The sequence below is a fragment of the Methylobacterium sp. 391_Methyba4 genome (assembly GCF_029691625.1).
In the GTDB taxonomy this organism is placed as follows: Bacteria; Pseudomonadota; Alphaproteobacteria; order Rhizobiales; family Beijerinckiaceae; genus Methylobacterium; species Methylobacterium fujisawaense.
In genome coordinates, this window is the sequence record NZ_CP121475.1 from 3,461,900 (window position 1) to 3,480,925 (window position 19,026).

At 69.4% G+C, this 19,026-nt stretch carries 21 protein-coding genes and 1 tRNA gene; 11 read left to right on the forward strand and 11 right to left on the reverse strand.

Annotation, left to right across the window (positions count from 1 at the left end; genetic code table 11):
* Positions 1–64: 64 nt before the first annotated feature.
* Entirely contained in the window at positions 65–454 is a 390-nt protein-coding gene (locus tag P9K36_RS16225; protein WP_278305509.1) for a response regulator, read from the forward strand.
* Between the two features lie 78 nt (positions 455–532).
* On the opposite strand, the gene P9K36_RS16230 is transcribed toward P9K36_RS16225, so the two are convergent.
* Both P9K36_RS16230 and rsmI read right to left on the reverse strand, forming a co-directional pair.
* Entirely contained in the window at positions 533–922 is a 390-nt protein-coding gene (locus P9K36_RS16230) for a YraN family protein (RefSeq protein ID WP_278305510.1), read from the reverse strand.
* Positions 919–1,890, reverse strand: coding sequence for a 16S rRNA (cytidine(1402)-2'-O)-methyltransferase (gene rsmI, locus P9K36_RS16235; protein ID WP_043345837.1), 972 nt, complete (start codon positions 1,888–1,890; stop codon positions 919–921). The genes P9K36_RS16230 and rsmI overlap by 4 nt, the downstream gene beginning before the upstream one ends.
* Positions 1,891–2,024: 134 nt before the next feature.
* On the opposite strand from rsmI, the gene P9K36_RS16240 reads away from it, so the two are divergent.
* Complete coding sequence (locus P9K36_RS16240; RefSeq protein WP_278305511.1) at positions 2,025–3,290, forward strand: penicillin-binding protein activator; 1,266 nt, start codon at positions 2,025–2,027, stop codon at positions 3,288–3,290.
* Here P9K36_RS16240 and hemW read toward each other — a convergent pair whose 3' ends face one another.
* Genes hemW through rph form a run of 3 tightly spaced genes read right to left on the reverse strand, consistent with a single transcriptional unit; the run spans position 3,291 to position 5,844 of the window.
* Positions 3,291–4,466: a radical SAM family heme chaperone HemW gene (hemW, locus tag P9K36_RS16245; protein ID WP_278305512.1), complete on the reverse strand. Its 1,176-nt coding sequence runs from the start codon at positions 4,464–4,466 to the stop codon at positions 3,291–3,293.
* A gap of 38 nt (positions 4,467–4,504) precedes the next feature.
* Positions 4,505–5,134: an RdgB/HAM1 family non-canonical purine NTP pyrophosphatase gene (gene rdgB / locus P9K36_RS16250; RefSeq protein ID WP_278305513.1), complete on the reverse strand. Its 630-nt coding sequence runs from the start codon at positions 5,132–5,134 to the stop codon at positions 4,505–4,507.
* Positions 5,131–5,844, reverse strand: coding sequence for a ribonuclease PH (gene rph, locus P9K36_RS16255; protein ID WP_043380092.1), 714 nt, complete (start codon positions 5,842–5,844; stop codon positions 5,131–5,133). The genes rdgB and rph overlap by 4 nt, the downstream gene beginning before the upstream one ends.
* A gap of 167 nt (positions 5,845–6,011) precedes the next feature.
* Here rph and hrcA point away from each other — a divergent pair, with 167 nt between their 5' ends.
* Positions 6,012–7,067, forward strand: coding sequence for a heat-inducible transcriptional repressor HrcA (gene hrcA / locus P9K36_RS16260; RefSeq protein ID WP_085987606.1), 1,056 nt, complete (start codon positions 6,012–6,014; stop codon positions 7,065–7,067).
* Between the two features lie 13 nt (positions 7,068–7,080).
* On the opposite strand, the gene P9K36_RS16265 is transcribed toward hrcA, so the two are convergent.
* Together P9K36_RS16265 and P9K36_RS31035 are read right to left on the reverse strand one after the other, a co-directional pair.
* Positions 7,081–9,078: a methyl-accepting chemotaxis protein gene (locus P9K36_RS16265; RefSeq protein ID WP_278305514.1), complete on the reverse strand. Its 1,998-nt coding sequence runs from the start codon at positions 9,076–9,078 to the stop codon at positions 7,081–7,083.
* A gap of 258 nt (positions 9,079–9,336) precedes the next feature.
* Entirely contained in the window at positions 9,337–9,474 is a 138-nt protein-coding gene (locus P9K36_RS31035) for a DUF1236 domain-containing protein (RefSeq protein ID WP_335633083.1), read from the reverse strand.
* Between P9K36_RS31035 and P9K36_RS31040 the strand changes: the two genes are divergently transcribed.
* The 4 genes from P9K36_RS31040 to P9K36_RS16285 all read left to right on the forward strand — a co-directional run bounded on the left by P9K36_RS31040 (position 9,463) and on the right by P9K36_RS16285 (position 13,335).
* Positions 9,463–10,263 (forward strand): hypothetical protein, encoded by an 801-nt coding sequence (locus P9K36_RS31040; protein WP_347568038.1) that lies wholly within the window; start codon positions 9,463–9,465, stop codon positions 10,261–10,263. The two genes, P9K36_RS31035 and P9K36_RS31040, sit on opposite strands and share 12 nt — an antisense overlap.
* Positions 10,264–10,365: 102 nt before the next feature.
* Complete coding sequence (locus P9K36_RS16275) at positions 10,366–11,730, forward strand: MFS family transporter (protein ID WP_043758154.1); 1,365 nt, start codon at positions 10,366–10,368, stop codon at positions 11,728–11,730.
* An 86-nt stretch (positions 11,731–11,816) separates the two neighbouring features.
* Positions 11,817–12,998, forward strand: a complete 1,182-nt coding sequence (locus tag P9K36_RS16280) for an alpha/beta hydrolase (RefSeq protein ID WP_278305516.1) — start codon at positions 11,817–11,819, stop codon at positions 12,996–12,998.
* 55 nt (positions 12,999–13,053) lie between these two features.
* Positions 13,054–13,335, forward strand: coding sequence for a DUF2312 domain-containing protein (locus tag P9K36_RS16285; RefSeq protein ID WP_020091862.1), 282 nt, complete (start codon positions 13,054–13,056; stop codon positions 13,333–13,335).
* Between the two features lie 41 nt (positions 13,336–13,376).
* On the opposite strand, the gene P9K36_RS16290 is transcribed toward P9K36_RS16285, so the two are convergent.
* Positions 13,377–14,366 (reverse strand): phosphoribosylaminoimidazolesuccinocarboxamide synthase, encoded by a 990-nt coding sequence (locus P9K36_RS16290; RefSeq protein WP_043380101.1) that lies wholly within the window; start codon positions 14,364–14,366, stop codon positions 13,377–13,379.
* Between the two features lie 254 nt (positions 14,367–14,620).
* Between P9K36_RS16290 and P9K36_RS16295 the strand changes: the two genes are divergently transcribed.
* Positions 14,621–15,373, forward strand: coding sequence for a Crp/Fnr family transcriptional regulator (locus P9K36_RS16295; protein WP_043347678.1), 753 nt, complete (start codon positions 14,621–14,623; stop codon positions 15,371–15,373).
* Positions 15,374–15,556: 183 nt separating this feature from the next.
* On the opposite strand, the gene P9K36_RS16300 is transcribed toward P9K36_RS16295, so the two are convergent.
* The 3 genes from P9K36_RS16300 to P9K36_RS16310 form a co-directional block, all read right to left on the reverse strand.
* Positions 15,557–15,632 (reverse strand) — tRNA-Phe (locus P9K36_RS16300).
* Between the two features lie 105 nt (positions 15,633–15,737).
* On the reverse strand, positions 15,738–15,920 hold the full coding sequence (gene yacG / locus P9K36_RS16305; RefSeq protein WP_075380462.1) for a DNA gyrase inhibitor YacG: 183 nt from the start codon (positions 15,918–15,920) through the stop codon (positions 15,738–15,740).
* A complete protein-coding gene (locus P9K36_RS16310) occupies positions 15,917–16,570 on the reverse strand; it encodes a Maf-like protein (RefSeq protein WP_043380104.1) in 654 nt (217 codons plus the stop codon). Before P9K36_RS16310 ends, yacG begins: the two co-directional genes overlap by 4 nt.
* 366 nt (positions 16,571–16,936) lie before the next feature.
* Here P9K36_RS16310 and P9K36_RS16315 point away from each other — a divergent pair, with 366 nt between their 5' ends.
* The 3 genes from P9K36_RS16315 to phaZ all read left to right on the forward strand — a co-directional run bounded on the left by P9K36_RS16315 (position 16,937) and on the right by phaZ (position 18,995).
* On the forward strand, positions 16,937–17,146 hold the full coding sequence (locus P9K36_RS16315; protein ID WP_043347681.1) for a hypothetical protein: 210 nt from the start codon (positions 16,937–16,939) through the stop codon (positions 17,144–17,146).
* A gap of 158 nt (positions 17,147–17,304) precedes the next feature.
* On the forward strand, positions 17,305–17,550 hold the full coding sequence (locus tag P9K36_RS16320; RefSeq protein ID WP_043347682.1) for a hypothetical protein: 246 nt from the start codon (positions 17,305–17,307) through the stop codon (positions 17,548–17,550).
* A gap of 236 nt (positions 17,551–17,786) precedes the next feature.
* Positions 17,787–18,995, forward strand: coding sequence for a polyhydroxyalkanoate depolymerase (gene phaZ, locus P9K36_RS16325; protein ID WP_043380107.1), 1,209 nt, complete (start codon positions 17,787–17,789; stop codon positions 18,993–18,995).
* The last annotated feature ends 31 nt before the right edge of the window (positions 18,996–19,026 follow it).

The window sequence follows — 19,026 nt, forward strand, 5'->3', positions numbered from 1 at the left end:
GGGCTCGACCGACCGCACGGCATAATCCCCGGAAACGGGGCGTTCGAAGGGAAGACGGCCCGGCGTGATTGCTGACTCCAACGACGACGTTCTCAACGGTGTCCGCGTTCTCGTCGTCGAGGACGAGGCCGCGATCTCCATGCTTCTGGAGGACATGCTCCTCGATTTCGGCTGTGCCGTAGTCGGGCCGGCCGCACGGCTCTCCTCCGCGCTGGAAATGGCGTCGCAGGAATCGTTCGAGGTCGCCATCCTCGACGTGAACGTGGCGGGCGAGCCGATCTATCCCGTGGCCGAGGCCATCGCCAAGCGCGACCTGCCGCTGGTCTTCTCCACCGGGTACGGCGGCGCGGGCATTCGCGAGCCGTTCCGCGACCGGCCCGTCGTCCAGAAGCCCTTCAGCCAAGCCGATCTCAAGCGCACGCTGATCGGCGCGATCCGGGCCGCCCGCGCCTGACGCACGCCGGGTAACCGGCGCGTCCCCAGCACGGCGGCTGTCGGGTGAGGCGAGACGCCGCGGTTCCTGACCGCGGCTTCAGAGCCCTTCGATCGTGAAGACCTGCTCGACATGGGCCGGCCGCCCGCGGGCCCCGACGAAAACGGCGTCGGCACGGAACGTCACACCAGCACACCACGCGTTGCGCCCGATCCACGCCCTGACCGCGCGGGAGAAGCGCCGCCGCTTGGCGGCATCGATCGCTTCCCGCGCGTCGTCACGCTTGGCACGCGCCTTCACCTCCACGAACACGATGGTGTTCCAGCGCTGGACGACGAGGTCGATCTCGCCCCCGGCCATGCTCACGCGCCGGCCGATCGGCCAGTAGCCCTTGAGCATCAGTGCGGCCAGCGCCAGCCATTCGGCGTGGTGGCCGCGCCGATAGGCGGCGCGGCGCCGGCCGGTCCGGTCCGGCACAGCCCCGTTCATCCCTGGCCCCGCGCCAAAGCCAGCGCCCGCGAATAGACCTGACGCCGCGGCTGTCCGGTCTCGTCAGCGACGAGGCTGGCGGCATCTTTGATCGAGTGCCGCTCCAGCGCCGACAGGATCAGCGCGTCGAGGGCGGCATCCGCATCAATCGTTCGCTCCGGCGTCGTCGCCGCACCGATGATCACCACGATCTCACCCTTGGGCGGTCCTTCCTGGGCGAAGCGCTCGCTCAGGCTGCCCAAAGTATCGCGCCGGATGGTTTCGTAGAGCTTGGTCAATTCCCGGGTCACGGCGGCCGGGCGCTCCGGGCCGAGCACCGCAGCGGCATCGGCCAGCATGTCGGGCAGGCGATGCGGCGATTCGAACAGGACCAGCGTGCCGGGAACCTGAACCAGTGCCTCCAGGCGGTTGCGCCGGGCGCCGGCCTTCTGCGGAAGGAAGCCCTCGAAGAAGAAACGATCGGTCGGCAGACCTGCCGCGACCAAGGCCGTCATCACCGCCGACGGGCCCGGAACCGGCGTGATGGCGATCCCCGCCTCGATCGCGGCCTGGACCAACTTGTAGCCGGGATCCGAGACCAGCGGCGTCCCGGCATCCGAGACGAGAGCCAGGGCTTCGCCGGCGCGCAGCCGCGCGATCATCCGCTCCCGCACGGCATCGTTTGAATGCTCGTGATAGGCGAGCAGCGGTGTCGTGATCCCGTAATGCGCCAGCAGGTTCCGGGTGACGCGGGTATCCTCGGCCAGGACCGCATCCGCGGCCGCCAAGGTGGACAGGGCCCGGATGGTGATGTCGCGCAGGTTCCCAATGGGAGTCGCCACAATGTGCAGGCCCGGCGACAGGGGCTCGGTCTCGCTCGCCAGACCGAAGGCCGTGAAGGTGGTGTTGCGCGGCCGATCGGGGGCGAGCTTCGGGGACGGAGCTCGGGTCGGGGCGGCGGGCCCCGGGGCATCGAATCGGCGTGTCATCATCGGTGATCTTGCCACACCGGCCGTCTCCCGTCGCGGTGAAGGCGTCCGACCGGGGGCAACTCTGCCGCTCCGCGTTTACAATTCGGATTCCGATCGTCAGGCTGCGGTGCCTGCCGAGAGGAGTCCGCGCGATGGCGCGCCCGACGAGCATGCGGGACCGTCTCGTGCGCGTCACCGCCCCGACCGCTGCGCTGTGCGCCGTCCTGCTGTCACTGGGCGGCTGCCTCGGCACCGACATCGCTCGGCGCGCGACGGCGCCACAGGCCGAGCTGACGCCGCCGGCGGCCGTTCCCGGGGCACCGCCACCCGCACCCGCAGCGCCGCCGATGCCGGCGGCGGGTGGCACCGGGCGCATCGGCTCCGGAGCCGTCAAAGTCGCCCTCGTGCTGCCGCTGACCGGCCAGGGGGCAACGGTGGGCGCCGCCATGCGCAACGCGGCTCAACTCGCCTACGACGAGGCACAGCAACCCGACCTGACGCTCCTGGTGGAAGATGACCGAGGCAGCCCGGACGGCGCCCGGGACGCGACGCAGGAGGCGTTGCGCCAGGGGGCCGAGATCGTGCTCGGTCCGCTCTTCGCCGGCAATGTTCAGACGGCGGCGGCCGCGGCCAGAGCGGCGGGCAAGCCGGTGATCGGCTTCTCGACCGACGTGACCGTGGCCAGCCGGGGCGTCTACCTCCTGAGCTTCCTGCCGCAACCGGAGGTGGACCGCGTGGTCGAGGATTCCGTCGCCGGCGGAAAACGCTCCTTCGCGGCTCTGATCCCCGAGACGGCCTACGGCAATGCCGTGGAGGCGGAGTTCCGGGAGGCCGTTGCCCGGAAGGGCGCGCGGGTCGCCGCCGTCGAACGCTACCCGGCCGGCGCGCCGGGTCCGGCGGTGGAACGGCTGACCCGGGTCATCGCAGGGCCGGGCGCCACCGCCGACGCGCTGTTCATCCCCGAAACCGCCGATGCGCTGCCGGGCGTGGCCGCGGCGCTGACCAAGGCGGAGTTCTCGCCCGCCCGGATACGCCCCATCGGCACCGCCCTCTGGAACGAGCCGTCGCTCTTCGCCCTTCCCGCCCTGCAGGGCGGCCGCTTCGCCTCGCCGGACCGCACCGGGTTCTCGAATTTCAGCGGCCGCTACCAAGCCCGGTTCGGCGCCGTTCCGCCGCGCGTCGCATCCCTGGCCTATGATGCGGTGATGCTCGCGGCCGCCCTGTCCCGACGCTACGGCTCGCAGCGCTTCGCGGAGACCACCCTCACGAACGGCTCCGGCTTCGCCGGCATCGACGGGACCTTCCGCTTCCGGCCGGACGGGCAGAGCGAGCGGTCCCTGGCGGTCTATGAGATCCGCAACAATGCCGCGATACCCGTCAGCCCCGCGCCGCGGGTGCTGGCAAAGCCCGGGATCTGATCAGGCCGCAAGTTCGGCAACCAGGGCATTGAGCACCGGCGCTCCCTTCGCGGTCGCGGCGATGCGGCCGCCGGGAAGCCGCTCCAGCACGCCATCACCGATCAGCATGCCGATGCGGTTGCCGTTCAGCGGCCGGCCCTTGAGGGCAGCGTAGCGATCCGGATCGATGCCCTCGCGAAGGCGAAGCCCCATCACCAGGAACTCGTCGGCCTGGTCGGCGGCCGTGAGCGTTTCGGTCTCGACGACGGCATGTCCGTCGCGCTCGACCCGGGCCAGCCAGGCTTCCGGCGACCGCTCGGTGACGGTCCCGATCCGTCCCCCCGCCGTCACGAGCCGCCCGTGAGCGCCAGGACCGATGCCGGCATACTCGCCGTAGCGCCAATAGAGCAGGTTGTGCCGCGACTCCGCCCCGGGCCGGGCGTGGTTCGAGATTTCGTAAGCCGGCAGGCCGGCCTCTGCGCAGAGTTCCTGGGTGACGTCGTAGAGGGCGCGTCCGACCTCGTCGTCCGGCGTCACCAGTTTGCCGGCGGCGGCGAGACCGTGGAACGGCGTCCCCGGCTCGATGGTGAGCTGGTAGAGCGAGAGGTGCTCTGCGGCCCGCGCCAGCGCCGCTTTCAGCTCCGCCCGCCACAGCGCCGGAGTCTGTCCGGGCCGGGCATAGATCAGGTCGAAGGAGGTCCGCTCGAAGGCCGACTGCGCCAGCGTGATCGCCTCCACGGCCTGTGCGGCGTCGTGGAGGCGCCCGAGGGTCCGGAGCGACGCGTCGTCGAGGGCCTGGATGCCGAGGGAAACCCGGTTGACCCCGGCGGCGCGGTAGCCCCGGAAGCGCCCGGCCTCGACGCTCGACGGATTGGCCTCGAGGGTGACCTCGGCGCCTTGAGCCACCGGCCAGTGTTCCGCGACGGCGTCGAGCAGGCCCGCCACGGTCGCGGGCTGCATCAGCGAGGGTGTCCCGCCGCCGAGGAAGATGCTGGTGACGGTCCGCCCCGGCGTGCGGGCGGCCGTGTGGGCGATCTCGGCTCGGAATGCCGCGAGGAAGCGAGGCTCGTCCACGCCCGCGTGGCGGACGTGGCTGTTGAAGTCGCAATACGGGCACTTCGCCGCGCAGAAGGGCCAGTGCAGGTAGATTCCGAAACCCACGTCGCGGGTCGGATGGTCCGGGCCGGTCGATACCATGATGACCGGGATGTGAGCGCGGCCGCGCCGTTTGGCAATCAGGAACCGGAGGCCAGACAGGCCCGGCTCAACGCCACGAAGGCCCGGGCCCGGTGCGAGAGCCCCTGAGCCTTCTGCCAGTCGACGCCGTGCTTCTCCTCGGCGCTCATCTCGCCGAAGGTGCGCGCGTGCCCGTCCGGCCGGAAGATCGGGTCGTAACCGAAGCCGGCGGTCCCCCGCGCCGCCACGAGGTCGCCGAACACCCGCCCTTCGAACAGCTCGGTGTGGCCGTCCGGCCAAGCCAGGACCAGGGCCGAAACGAAATGGGCCCGGCGGTCGGCCGCGCCACGGTCGTCGAGCTCGGCGAAGATCCGCGCCATCGCGGCCGCGAAATCCTTGTTCGGGCCGGCCCAGCGGGCCGAGAAGATGCCCGGTGCTCCGTCGAGGGCGTCGACGCACAGGCCGGAATCGTCCGCGAAGGCGGGCAGTCCGGTGGCGTCGGCCGCCGCCTTCGCCTTGATGGCGGCATTCTCGGCGAACATCGTGCCGGTTTCCTCGGGCTCGGGCAGCCCGAGTTCGCCGGCCGACACCGCCTCGACCCCGAACGGCGCGAGCAGCTCGCGCATCTCGGTGAGCTTGCCGGCATTGTGCGTGGCGATGACCACCTTCCCGGTCAGGCGGCGGCTCACGCGATGGCCTCCTTCTGCAGGGCGACCAGCCGCTCGGTGCCGGCGCGGGCGAGGCCGAGAAGTTCGAGAAGCTGCTCCTGGGTGAACGGCTCCATCTCGGCGGTGCCCTGCACCTCCACGATGCCGCCGCGCCCGGTCAGCACGAAATTGGCGTCGGTCTCGGCCGCGGAATCCTCGGCGTAATCGAGATCGAGGACCGGCATGCCCTTGTACAGGCCGCACGAGACGGCAGCGACATGGTCGCGCAGGGGATCGACCGAGATGATCGAGCGCGTCCGCATCCATGCGAAGCAATCGTGCAGCGCCACCCAGGCGCCGGTGATGGCGGCCGTCCGGGTGCCGCCATCGGCCTGGATGACGTCGCAATCGATCGTCACCTGACGCTCGCCCATGGCCGGCAGGTTCGTGACGGCCCGGAGGGACCGGCCGATCAGCCGCTGGATTTCCTGCGTTCGACCCGACGGCTTCCCGGAACCAACCTCGCGGCGGGTGCGTTCGTGCGTCGCACGCGGGAGCATGGCGTACTCCGCCGTGACCCAGCCCTTGCCCGATCCGCGCAGCCACGGGGGCGAACGCTCTTCGAGCGACGCGGTGCAGAGCACCCGGGTATTTCCGAAGCTGACGAGGCACGAGCCTTCTGCGTAGCGCGAAACCGCGCGCTCCAGGCTCACGGGCCGCAACTCGTCGGCGGCACGCTTGGAAGGCCGCATCGCGGGCCCCTTCTGTCGAGAGTGTCGAGGGCCGGGCTCTTAGGCCGCCGCGACATCACGGGCAAGCATCGCCATACGGATTGATCCGCGCGGGTCGGTTGCGCATGATCGGACCACAGGATGACCGCGTGACACACCCCAGTCCCAACTTTGCCAACGGCCAATCCATGCAGGCCCTCGCCGCCCTCAATGAGCGCGCCCGCGAGATCTTCCGGCAGATCGTCGAGAGCTATCTCACGACCGGCGAGCCGGTAGGCTCCCGGAATCTCGCTCGGATCCTCCCGATGGCGCTGTCGCCGGCCTCGATCCGGAACGTGATGGCGGATCTGGAGCATTCCGGCCTGATCTTCGCGCCGCATACCTCGGCCGGACGCCTCCCGACCGAACTCGGGCTGCGGTTCTTCGTCGACGCGATGCTGGAACTCGGCGACGTCAGCCAGGACGAGCAGGCGCGCATCGAGGCACAGATGCGGGCCGCAGCCTCGGGCCACACGTTCGATTCCGCCTTGGCCGAGGCCTCGACCATGCTGTCGGGCGTCTCGCGGGGGGCCGGCGTAGTGCTGACCACGAAGGCCAACGTCAATCTGAAGCACATCGAGTTCGTACGGCTCGATCCGGCCCGCGCCCTCGTCATCCTCGTCTCGGATGACGGCTCCGTCGAGAACCGCATCGTCGATCTGCCGCCCGGACTTCCGGCGGGTGCGCTTCAGGAGGCCACGAACTTCCTCAACGCGCGCCTGCAGGGCCGCACCCTGGGGTCGCTGCGCGCCGAGATCGAGGCCGGCCGCAAGGCCATGAAGCGCGAGCTCGACGCGATCACCGAACGCCTCGTCGATGCGGGGCTCGCAACGCCGGTGGGGCCGACGGAAGCGCGCCAATTGATCGTTCGCGGCCAGGCCAACCTGCTCGACGACCTGCGCGCGGTCGAGGATCTGGAGCGGATCCGCCTGCTGTTCAACGACCTGGAGACCCAGAAGGACGTCATCGACCTGCTGGCCCGTGCCGAGGGCGGCGAGGGCGTGCGTATCTTCATCGGCTCCGAGAACAAGCTGTTCTCCCTCTCGGGGTCATCGCTGATCGCGGCGCCGTTCCGCGACGGATCGCAGAAGATCGTCGGCGTGGTCGGGGTCATCGGTCCGACCCGCCTCAACTACGCGCGCATCGTGCCGATGGTGGATTATACGGCGCGGGTGGTGTCGAAGCTTCTGGACGGCGGCCGGTAGGTTCTGTCGGCCCTCAGGCCGCCCGAACCGAATCCAGGAATCGTGCGACCTCGACACCGAGGCGCGCGGAGTGCTGCGACAGATCCGATGCGGAGCCCAGGACCTGTCGCGCGGCCTCGCCCGTTTGCGCGGCGGCTCCGGCCACCCCGGCGATATTCACGGTCACGTCCGCGGTCCCGTCTGACGCCTGGGTCACGTTGCGGACGATCTCCTGCGTGGCCGCCCCCTGCTCCTCGACCGAGGCGGCGACGGCCGCGGCGACCGCGTTGATGTCCCGGATCCGCGTGACGATACCGTCGAGTGCCCGGGTGGCTTCGCCGGTGGAGCCCTGGACGCGCGCGATATGATCGTTGATCTCCTCGGTGGCGCGGGCGGTCTGCGCAGCCAGATCCTTCACTTCGGCCGCCACCACGGCGAAGCCGAGCCCGGCCTCGCCGGCCCGCGCGGCCTCGATGGTGGCGTTGAGGGCCAGCAGGTTGGTCTGCGCGGCGATCGAGGCGATCAGCCCGGCGGCGTCGCTGATCCGGGATACCGCCTCCGACAGCGCCTGCACGCGGTGTCCCGTCTCGTCGGCCTCGTCCACGGCCGTCCGGGCGAGGCGTGACGAGCCTGCGACCTGCCCGGCGATCTCGCGCACGCTCGCGCCGAGTTCTTCGGCCGCAACCGCGACGGTGCGGACGCTGGTCGAGGCTTGGTCGGCGGCCGCAGCGACGCTGCTGGATCGTGCCGCGGCCTGCGTGGCGGTGTTTGTCAGGGCTTGGGCGGTGGCGTGAAGCTCGGACGCCGCGGACGACACCGAACCGACGATCGTGCCCACGGCCTCTTCGAAACCATCGGCGAGCGCCGTCATGGCCCGCTTGCGCTCCGCTGCCGCCGCCGCCTCGGCCGAGCGCCGAGCCTCTTCCTGCTCACGTGCCTTCTGCGCCACAACGGCCTTGATACCCTCGACCGCCCGCCCGACCATCCCGATCTCGTCCCGGCGCCTGGCCTCGGCGATCACGGTATCGAGGTCGCCGAGGCTCATGCGCTGTAGGACTTCGACAAGTCGGTCTAGGGGATGTGCGACAGTCGCGGCCATCATCCGGCTGACAGTGACGGCCAGCAGAAGCAGCGTGATCGCGGTTGCGATGGCCAAGTTCTGCGCGAGGTGCGTGATGGGTGCGAACGCAGTGGCGTGGTCGACCGAAAGCGCGATGTACCAGTCGAGCGCCGGCGGCAGGTTTGGGACGCGTGCGAAGACCGTGCGGACGGACCGTCCCGCCTCGCGCGTGTCCGCCGCCCGACCGGCGGCGATGCCGGGAACCGGACCGTCGATCAGCTCCGACAGGGGCTTGCCGATGAACGCGGCCCGCGGGTGGATCAGGATCGTGCCAGCGCCCGACACCAGATAGGCATAACCGCCGTCACCCGGCGCGACCTCGGTAATCATCCGGGCAAGAGCCGAGACGTCGAAATCGCTTCCGACCACGCCGCCGAGACCGTGCGCCGCATCCTTCACCGGCGCCGCCGCCGTGATGATGAAGGTGCCGCGACTGGCGGAGATGTACGGCTCGGTCAGGATCGGGCCGTCCGTCGCGGCGGCCTCCTTGTACCACGGACGCTGACGCGGATCGTAACCCGGCGGAATCTCGGCCTTGGGCATCTTGGTGTAGAACCCGTCCGGACGCCCGAAGAAGCTGACGTAAAACGAGTCGCGGATGATGGGCGCGTCGAGCACACGATCCGTGTCCGACTCACGGCCGCCAGCGGTGATCTGCTGAGCCATCATCTGCGTCAGATCGAGCTTGCCGCGCAGCCAGTTGCCGACACTACGGGCGGCAGATCCGCTCAGGCTCGACATGCTGGCGTCGACGTCGCCCTGCAGGGTGCTGGACTGGGACAGGTACAGATAGGACGAACAGGCGACGAGGGCCGCCGATACGATCGCGAGAATCAGGAGTGTCGCGCGACCCGATATCCCGACGCGTCCACGGCGTGCCGCTCCAGAAAAGCCACCGATTTCAATCGACATGCACACCCCGATCTTCAGGAGTCGCGCCTGACGAGGCCTAATTCAAACCTAAACCGCGACCTGTGGCGTCTGTGTTCTTTTTATCAGATCGTGGATGGCATGGATCAGGACGTCGATCAGGCGCGACACCATTTCCCGCGCAAAGCCGGTCCGCGCCTTGTCGGGCGCGGACCGGATCGACGGTGATGATCGTGTGCTTCGCTTGCGCCGGTGTGTCGGCGGCCGGAAGAGCCGTTTCGACCGACGCGCGGCCAGGCGTTACGCCGGGATCACGTCCACGATCTCGTAGGTGTCGGGGTCGATGATCACGATGTCGTCGCGCACGAGGATGAACTCGTAGCCCTCGTATTCCGGCACGATCGAGATGATCGCCGGCGGCAGCCGGTGCAGGGTCACCGACCGCGGGATCGCGGTGCCGACCGCGAGACCGAAGGCCACGTCCCGGAGCGGCGACACGCCCAGGCGGGTGATCGAGCTGCGGAACTCGGTCCGCTGCCGGGTATCGAGGCGGCCGACCGCACCGCGAACGGCGCCGCCCTCGCGGGCGCCGGCACGTCCGCCCCGCTCGCCAGCCGGACCGCGGCCGCCCCGATCGGAGCCGGCTGCGTCGCGATTGCCGCGCTCGCCGCCGGCACCGGGTTCACGGGCACCGCGCTCGCCCCGGTCACCGGCATCGGGCTTCGCGGCCGGGCCGGCCCGACCGGACGATCCGTCGCGCTCGGCGGCGCCACCCGGGCGGCCCGGTCCCTCGGCACCGCGACCCGCCGGTCCACCCGGCTCGGCGCCGCGCGGACCGCCTTCGGCACCGCCAGGCCCGCGCATCGCGCCGCCGTCCGCGCCGCCGGCACCGCCCCGCATCCCGCCGCCAGCGCCGCCGCCAGCGCCGCCGCCACCGGCCGGACCGGCGCCCGCGCCGGCAGCTCCACCGGGGCCGCCGGGTCCGCCGCCGCCGGGGCCGCCCCCGCCGCCTGGGCCGCCCTGCGCGAATGCCGTTGCCGCTCCGGCCACGACGATGGCCGCCGCAACCGTGTCTCTCAGAATGCGCTTCATGGCCTCTCCTCCTGCGGCCGTCGGACCATCCTCGACGCCCATGCCGGCCCGCAACGGGCCTCGGGCCGAACCGTTCCGTCCCGCGGCGTCGTGGCCATGCGGCCGGTGACACCCGCGCGGGCTGTCCTCGGCTAAGTCCGCTCACGGTCTTGCGATCAGGCCCGTCACCTGTAACGTCGCGCCGCACCAAGTAGAGACCGGCCCAGGCCGGCATCGAGATTGATCGACGGAGACGCCATGTCCGCCTCGCGCGACGATACGATCGGTATCGCACCGAGCGCCCACGATGACGCCGCAGACCGCAAGCGCCGCATCTGGGCCATCGTCGGATCGTCCTCGGGCAATCTCGTCGAATGGTACGATTTCTACTGTTACGCGTTCTTCGCCCTCTACTTCGCGCCGGCCTTCTTTCCGAAGGGCGATTCCACCAGCCAGCTCCTCCAGACCGCGGGCATCTTCGCGGTCGGATTCTTCATGCGACCGGTCGGCGGCTGGCTGTTCGGGCGCATCGCCGATCGTGTCGGACGCCGGACCTCGATGGTCGTCTCGGTGCTGCTGATGTGCTTCGGCTCGCTGCTGATCGGCATCCTGCCGACCTACGAGCATGTCGGTACCCTGGCCCCGGTGCTGCTGCTCCTCGCCCGCATGCTCCAAGGCCTGTCCGTCGGCGGCGAATACGGCACCTCTGCAACCTACATGAGCGAAGTCGCGATCAAGGGCCGACGCGGCTTCTTCGCCTCCTTCCAGTACGTCACGCTGATCGGTGGCCAGCTCCTGGCCTCGCTGGTCCTGGTCCTGCTCCAGGCGGTGATGACCGGCCCGGAACTGACCGCCTGGGGCTGGCGTATCCCGTTCTTCATCGGCGCCGGGCTGGCGGTCGTCGCACTCTATCTGCGACGCTCCCTGGCCGAGACGAAGGACAGCAGTGACAAGGAGACCGCCGGCACCTTCGCCGAGCTGTCGAAGCACTGGCGGGCGTTCCTGGTCGTCGTGGCCTACACGGCGGGCGGCTCCCTGAGCTTCTATACCTTCACGACGTATATGCAGAAGTATCTCGTCAACACTGCCGGCATGCCGAAGACCTCGGCGTCGCAGACGATGACGGTGGTGCTGTTCGTCTACATGATCATCCAGCCGATCTTCGGCGCGCTGTCCGACAAGATCGGCCGCAAGGCGAACATGCTGCTCTACAGCGGCCTCGGCACACTCATGGTGGTGCCGCTGATGACGGCGCTCGGCACCAACAAGGATCCCTATCTGGCCTTCGCGCTGATCACCCTCGGGCTCGCGGTCGTCTCGTTCTACACGGGCATCAGCGGCATCGTGAAAGCGGAGCTGTTCCCGACCAACATCCGCGCCCTCGGGGTCGGCCTCTCCTACGCGGTGGCCAACGCCACCTTCGGCGGCACCGCCGAGTTCGTCGCCCTGTGGTTCAAGGACAACGGGATGGAGAGCACGTTCTTCTGGTACGTCACCGTCCTGATGGCGATCGCCTTCGTGGCCTCGCTGATCATGCCGAACCCCAAGGTCCACGGCTATCTCGACGGCGCCGGCACCGTCGAGGAGGCGCTGGGGAAGAAGCGCGGCCTCGCACACGCCTGACCGGTGGGCCGTCCGGCTGGACCGGGCCCGACTTTCACGCTGATATGCCTCCCGCCGGACGCGCCAGACGTCCGCGGGAGGACGCCATGCTCAGGAAGGCCGCCGCCGGGGCACTGACTCTGCTCTGCCTCGCAACCGCTTCGGCATCCGAGGCCACCGAGGGGGGCTCCGGCGACACGCCGTTCAAGCCGAAACAGCCCGCGGGCTATTTCTTCGTCGGCGGCCGCTTCGCGACGGCGGCAGGCAAGACCACGGCCTCCGGGCAGATGTTCGTGGAGTATCGCGCACCGGCGCGGGTGACGCAGCCCTATCCGATCGTTCTGGTGCACGGCACCGCCCAGACCGGGACCAACTTCCTCGGCACGCCGGACGGACGGCCTGGCTGGGCTGACCGCTTCGCCGCCAAGGGTTTCACGGTCTACGTCGTGGATCAGGTCGGGCGTGGCCGCTCGGGCGGCGATCCGGAGACCTACGGGACCTATGCCCGCCTGCCCGTCGAGGATCTGGAGACGGTGTTCACCGGGCAGGAACGCGTCCCGCTCTACCCGCAGGCGAAGCTGCACAGCCAGTGGCCGGGCGGCCCGGGGGTGCGCGGCAACGCCGCCTTCGACCAGTTCTACCTGTCCCAGGTGCCCTACATCGCCAGCGCGCTGAAGAGCGAGGAACTGGTCGATCCGGCCCTGATCGCCCTTCTGGAGAAGATCGGCCCCGCGATCCTGCTGACGCATTCGCAGGCCGGCGTCTTCGGCTGGGCGGTTTCCGATCAGCGCCCCGACCTCGTGAAGGCGCATGTCGCCGTCGAGCCCAACGGGCCGACCTTCTTCGACATCCGCTTCAAGGGCGGCGCCGATTGGTACGAGCGCGTCGGGGAGGCGCGGGCCCGGCCCTACGGCATCACCCGGGTGCCGCTGCATTTCGAGCCCCCCGTGAGCAGCCCGGCCGATTTGACGGTCGTTCAGGACGACCGCGCCGCCGCACCCGACAAGATCCGTTGCTGGCTTCAGGCCGAGCCCGCTCGAACGCTGCCGAACCTCGCCCGCGTGCCCGCCGTGCTCGTCACCGCCGAAGCCTCGTTCCGCGCCACCATGGATGATTGCACGGCTGCATTCCTGGCCCAGGCGGGCGCGAAACCGGACCGGCTGGCGCTCGCCGAGCACGGCATCCACGGCAACGGTCACATGATGATGCTGGAATCGAACAGCGATGCGGTGGCGGATGCGATCGTCGGCTGGATCGAGGACCGGGTCCACGCGCCGGGCCGTCCTTAACCGGTCGCTTACCCTGTCCCGGCGAGGGTGCCGCCGTCATCCGACGAGGGAATGCATGACCGACATGACCGACACCGTGGGCGTCGCGGGCGACCGCATCCGCTCGATCATCGAGCGCGTGGAACGGCTGGAGGAGGAGATCAAGGACCTGATGGAGGCCAAGAAGGAGGTCTTCGCCGAGGCCAAGGGCGAGGGTCTCGACGTCAAGGTGCTCAAGGAGATCCTGAAGATCCGCAAGCAGGACAAGGATGAGCGCGACGAGCAGGAGACGCTCCTCGACGTATACCTGCGCGCCATGGATGCGCCCTCGCCGGCCCCGATCGCGGCCGCGGCCTGATCCTCTCGACGGAGTGCGGCGCCGCGCGCGCCGCCCTCCCCTCAGGACTGCGGGGAGCCCGCGAGATAGGCGGCGATGTTGCGCCGGATGCGCTCCAAGGGCTCCTCGCTCGGATCCGGCAGGATGAAGCGCGCCCCCGTGATCGTCTCGTAGGCGCGGATGTAGACCGCGGCCGTCTCCAGGACGACCTCCGCGGGAATCTCCGGAATCGGATCCTTGTACGGATCGCAGCGGGCGACGACCCAATTGCGCACGAAATCCTTGTCGAAGCTCTCCGGCGCGGAACCCGCGGCGAAGCGCTCCGGATAGCTCTGCGCGAACCAGTACCGGCTGCTGTCGGGCGTATGGATCTCGTCGGCGAGGACGATCCGGCCTTCGGGATCGGTGCCGAACTCGTATTTCGTGTCGGCCAGGATGAGACCGCGCTCGGCCGCCAGCGCCGTGCCGCGGGCGAATAGCGCCAGCGCCGCGTCGGACACGGTGCGCCACTGCTCGGACGTGAGCAGCCCGCGTTCCAGAATCTCGGTCTCGGTCAGCGGTTCGTCGTGGCCACCGTCGAACGCCTTGGTGGTCGGCGTGATGATCGCCTCCGGCAGACGCTCGTTCGGCCGCATGCCATCCGGGAAACGGTGACCGTACATATCCCGCTCCCCGGCGCGGTAGCGCGTCAAGACCGACGTGGAGGTGGTGCCGGCGAGGTAGCCCCGAACCACCACCTCCACCGGCAGGATCTCCAGACGCCGGCCCACGACCACGTTCGGGTCGGGATAGGCGATGACGTGGTTCGGGCAGATGTCGGCGGTCCGCTCGAACCAGTAGCGCGCGGTCTGGGTCAGGACCTGGCCCTTGAAGGGGATCGCCGCGAGCGCCCGGTCGAAGGCGCTGATCCGGTCCGAGGTGATGAGGATGCGCCGGCCGTCGGGCAGGTCGTAATTGTCCCGGACCTTGCCGCGATAATGGTTCGGCAGTTCGGGCAGGGTCGCGTCGCGCAGGACCTGGTGCGCGTGCGGGGCGAGATCTGCCGTCTTCATCGGGCTTTCCGTCAGGCTGTGCGGCGACCGCGCCGCCTGATCTCTGTGCGCGGATGGGATGGAGAATTCCAGTCCCGGGATTCACTGAGGCCCGGCGCGCAGCCCCGGCCGCCACCCCGACCCTCGCGGCTGGGGGCGAGCGGCCCTGCCGCTCTGGCCGGGCCCGGCCGTCGGCCCTATCCTTGCCGTGGATGGCAGACGGTGAATTGCCGACTGCGAAATGCCGGCCGGTGCCGCCGGACGGCCGAGGCGCAATGTTCGAGACACCGCACCAAGCAAGCCGACAACCTTTCCTGCGCCGCATCGAGACCGTCGCCCTGTTCACGCTCAGCGATGCGGAGCGGGCCGCCCTCGTCGCGCTGCCGATGCAGGTGGCGCAGTTCGAGCCCAATCAGGACATCGTTCGGGAGGGCGACCGCCCGACCCGAAGCTTCACGCTGCTCAGCGGGATCGCTTGCACTTACAAGTCGACGCTGGCCGGCAAGCGGCAGGTGATGACCTACCACGTCCCGGGCGATGTGCCCGATTTCCAGAGCCTGTATCTGGAGGTGCTCGACATCAACATCGCCACGGTCAGCGCCTGCAGGCTCGGCTTCGTTTCGCATGAGGCGGTCCGTGGGCTGATGCGTGCGCATCCGCGCCTCACTGAGGTCTTCTGGCGCGCCACGCTCATCGATGCCGCTCTGGTCCGCGAGTGGATGCTCAACACCGGTCGCCGCGACGCCTACGCGCGGATGGCCCACCTGTTCTGCGAACTCGTGACCCGCCTCGGCGCGGTCGGGCTTGCGCCGGATCGGACCTGCGAGCTGCCCATGACGCAGCCCGAACTCGCAGACGCCCTCGGCATAACGTCCGTTCACGTCAATCGCACGATCCGGGATCTCAAATCGGCCGGGCTGATCACGCTGCGCGACCGCCGCCTGACCGTCCACGACTGGCCGGGGCTGCAGGCCGCGGCCGGGTTCGATCCGGCCTATCTGCATCTGCGGGATGCGGAGACTCGCTGAACCGGGCGGGAGAGCGCAGGCTTTCGAGCTGACGAGGGCGCGCTGTCGCCCTGCCCGACGTATCGCCGGCCGTCGAAAGCCAAAGCCAAGCCGACGCGGGGCCGCAGTCTGGATCTATCGGTATGAAGATAACGCGGCGCCGTTTTCGCTAACCGTTGCCGGAGCGGGCACTCAACGGGAAGATGGTGCCCAGGGGCGGAATCGAACCACCGACACTGCGATTTTCAGTCGCATGCTCTACCAACTGAGCTACCTGGGCGTCGTCCGCGCCGGTGTCGGCCTCGGACGCCGCGGGGTATAGTCAGTGCTTCGCGGCCTGTCCAGCCTTGCCGTGACGTCGACACGACGGAAATGCCGGAAAAATTCATCGCTCCGGATCGGGCTCGGGCGGAACCTCGTCGGAATCGAGGTCCTCGGGGATCGCGTAGCGCTCGTTGAGCCACCGTCCGAGATCGACGTCGGCACACCGCTGAGAACAGAACGGCTGGAATTCCGGTGTGGACGGTTGCCGACAGATCGGACATGGCGGCCGGCGCTCGCTTCTCATGCCAGGGCGCCCCAGCCAGCCCGCACGGGATACCCCTCCCCGTCGAGGAGGCTCAGGGTCTCGTAGAGGGGCAGCCCGACCACGGCGCTGTAGGAGCCGACCAGCTTGACGACGAACGCCCCCGCCAGGCCCTGGATCGCGTAGCCGCCGGCTTTCCCGCGCCATTCGCCCGACGCCACGTAGCCCTGGATATCGCGGCCCGAGAGCCGCTTGAATCGGACGCGGGTCTCCACGATCCGCTCCCTGCGCCCGCGGGGCGAGAGGACGCACACCGCCGTGTAGACGCGATGCTGACGTCCAGAGAGCAGGCGCAGGCAATCCGCGGCCTCGTCGGGGATCTCGGCCTTCGGCAGGACCCGACGCCCGACCGCCACAACCGTATCGGCCGACAGGAGCCAGGTGGGCGTCGTGGTGTCCTGGAGGTGCAGCGCCGCCTCGGCCGTCGCGAGCTTCGTCCGGGCGAGGCGGCGTGCCAGTTCGCGGGGCGGCTCGGCCTTGCGGGGCGTCTCATCGATCTCGGCCGGCAGGAGAGCCGCCGGTTCGATGCCGATCTGCTGCAGCAGCGCGAGGCGGCGCGGCGAAGCGGAGGCGAGCACAAGTCGCGCCGTCGGCCCCTGCGTCGCGCCGATCGCTTCAGGTTTGGCGTCCATGATGTTCCGTTCGCACAATCGACCGGAGCCGTGCGCGCCCTGCGCGGCGGCCCTTCGTCGGCCGGGACAGGCTCGATCCACCCGCCTGATAAGGGATGGGGTCGGGCTTGTGAACTCGGAGGAGCTTCAGCAGATCTCCCAGACCCTGGCCGACCCGGGTCATGATCCGGGATACCCCTGCCCGCCCGCCGGCAAGAGTTGGCCGACCGGGCGCCGCGGCCGGCACTGTGATCGCGGCGCGGCAAGCCAGACTAGAGGTGCGGCCCGGCGATCTGGCAAGCTTAGAGCAAGACGTCGTCCGCGATCGTAACCGACCGTTAACTACGTGCGGCTGAGAGTGTTGTCCTCCGAAGGGGATCGACATCGATGCTGAACGCTGATCCGCTCCTGCAGCGCCCGACGCTGGTGACCACGGCCCTGCTCGCCCGTGCCCTCGACGGGCTCCGGCCGCAGGTCACGTCGCCGGTCGAGATGTGGCAGCGTCTCACCGAGCGGTACGTCGTCGATCTCGACGCCGTCGCGGCCCTCCTGCCCGCCGACGAACCGGAAACGCACTGGCTGTCGTCCCGCGACTGAGGGCGCGCAGATCAAGTCTTCGGCCGTCCGCCCAACTGGCACACGACGTGCTTGAAGCGTCCGGCAACCGGGAGGAAGCACTCAGGCAACGACAACGCGGCGGCTCGCACGCCAGAGCACCCCGCGGACCTTTCGATCGCTCGAAGCTGAGGTCCGTCATGTCGGAACTGCTCTCTGTTGCCTTGGTCTGTGCCGGTACGCTTCTGGCTCAGGATTGCTCCCGCGACACCGCCCTGGACGTCATCATCGCCCCGGCGCATACGCCGATGGAGTGCCTGATGCACGCCCAGACGATGGCAGCCCAGGCCGGGTTGCCGGGGGGCAGCGACCGGTATCTCAAGATCGCCTGCGAGCATCGCCGGACCGAAGGCGAACCCCGCACGGTCGTCCGGCGCGCGTCCTGACGCGGCCGGGCGCGTCGGCGGTGTCCGTGCCGTCGCGCCCGGCCGCGATTTGGTCTGGTGCATCAAAGCCACGTCGCGATTTTTCTTGTTCGCATCCGCCGCTCGGACAGTTGCCGCCTCCGGGAACGGGACCCATCCTGCACGGCCACGCTGATGCAATTCAAACCCCGGCATCCGCCACCTTTGCCGCCCCGATGGCCCGCGTGCCGGGCAGGGCTCCAGCGAGTGCCTGCCCGATGCTGTACGACGCGTTCGACCTGCAGACCGACATCGCTGCCCAGACCCGGGCATGGGGCCGGCTGCTGAACGACATCTGGTCGCCCTGGATCGGGTTGGGCGAGCCGGTCACCTGGATGTCCGCCGGCGCCCGGATGATGATGCGCGCCGGTCTGACCTTCGCGCGGCCGCCCTACGGCATCGAGACGGTCAACGTCGGGAACCGGAGCGTCCCGGTCTCAGAGGAGCCGGTCGAGGTCACGCCGTTCGGGACGCTGCTGCACTTCAAGAAGGACATCCACACCGAGCAGCCCAAGGTGCTGATGGTCGCGCCGATGTCGGGCCATTTCGCCACGCTGCTCCGCGCCACCGTGCGCACCATGCTGCCCGACCACGACGTCTACATCACCGACTGGCACAATGCCCGCGACGTGCCGCTGTCGGAAGGCCAGTTCGGTTTCGACGACTACGTGGGCCACCTGATCCACTTCCTGCAGACGATGGGTGAAGGCGCCCACATGGTGGCGGTCTGCCAGCCCGCCGTTCAGGCCCTCGTGGCGGCAGCCGCGATGGCGCAGGCGAAGGATCCCGCCGCCCCGCGCAGCATGACCCTGATGGCCGGCCCGGTGGATTGCCGCATCAACCCGACGGGCGTGAACGCACTCGCGACCTCCAAGCCCATCGACTGGTTCGAGAAGAACCTGATCGCGACGGTCCCAACGCGCCACAAGGGCGCCGGCCGCAAGGTGTATCCGGGCTTCATGCAGGTCTCGGCCTTCATGGCGATGAACGCCAAGCGCCATATCCAGGGTCACGCCGATCTCTTCTGGCACATGGCCAACGGCGAGCGCGAGAAAGCCGAGGCGATCGAGACCTTCTACGACGAGTATTTCGCCGTGCTCGATCTCGCGGCCGAATTCTACCTGGAAACGGTCAAGACCGTGTTCCAGGATCACGCCCTGGCTCGGAATGCGGTGAGCTATCGGGGGGAGCCGATCGACCTGCGGGCGATCCGCCGCACCGCCCTGATGACCGTCGAGGGCGAGCGCGACGACATCTGCGCGGTCGGCCAGACCATGGCGGCCCATGATCTCTGCTCGGACCTCGCCCCCTACATGCGGACCCATCACCTCCAGGCGGGCGTCGGCCATTACGGGGTCTTCGCCGGGCGGCGATGGGAGTCGCAGATCTACCCGCAGGTGCGCAACTTCATTCAGGCGCACAACTGACCGCGAGACCGGGGAAGCGTCGCGCCGATTT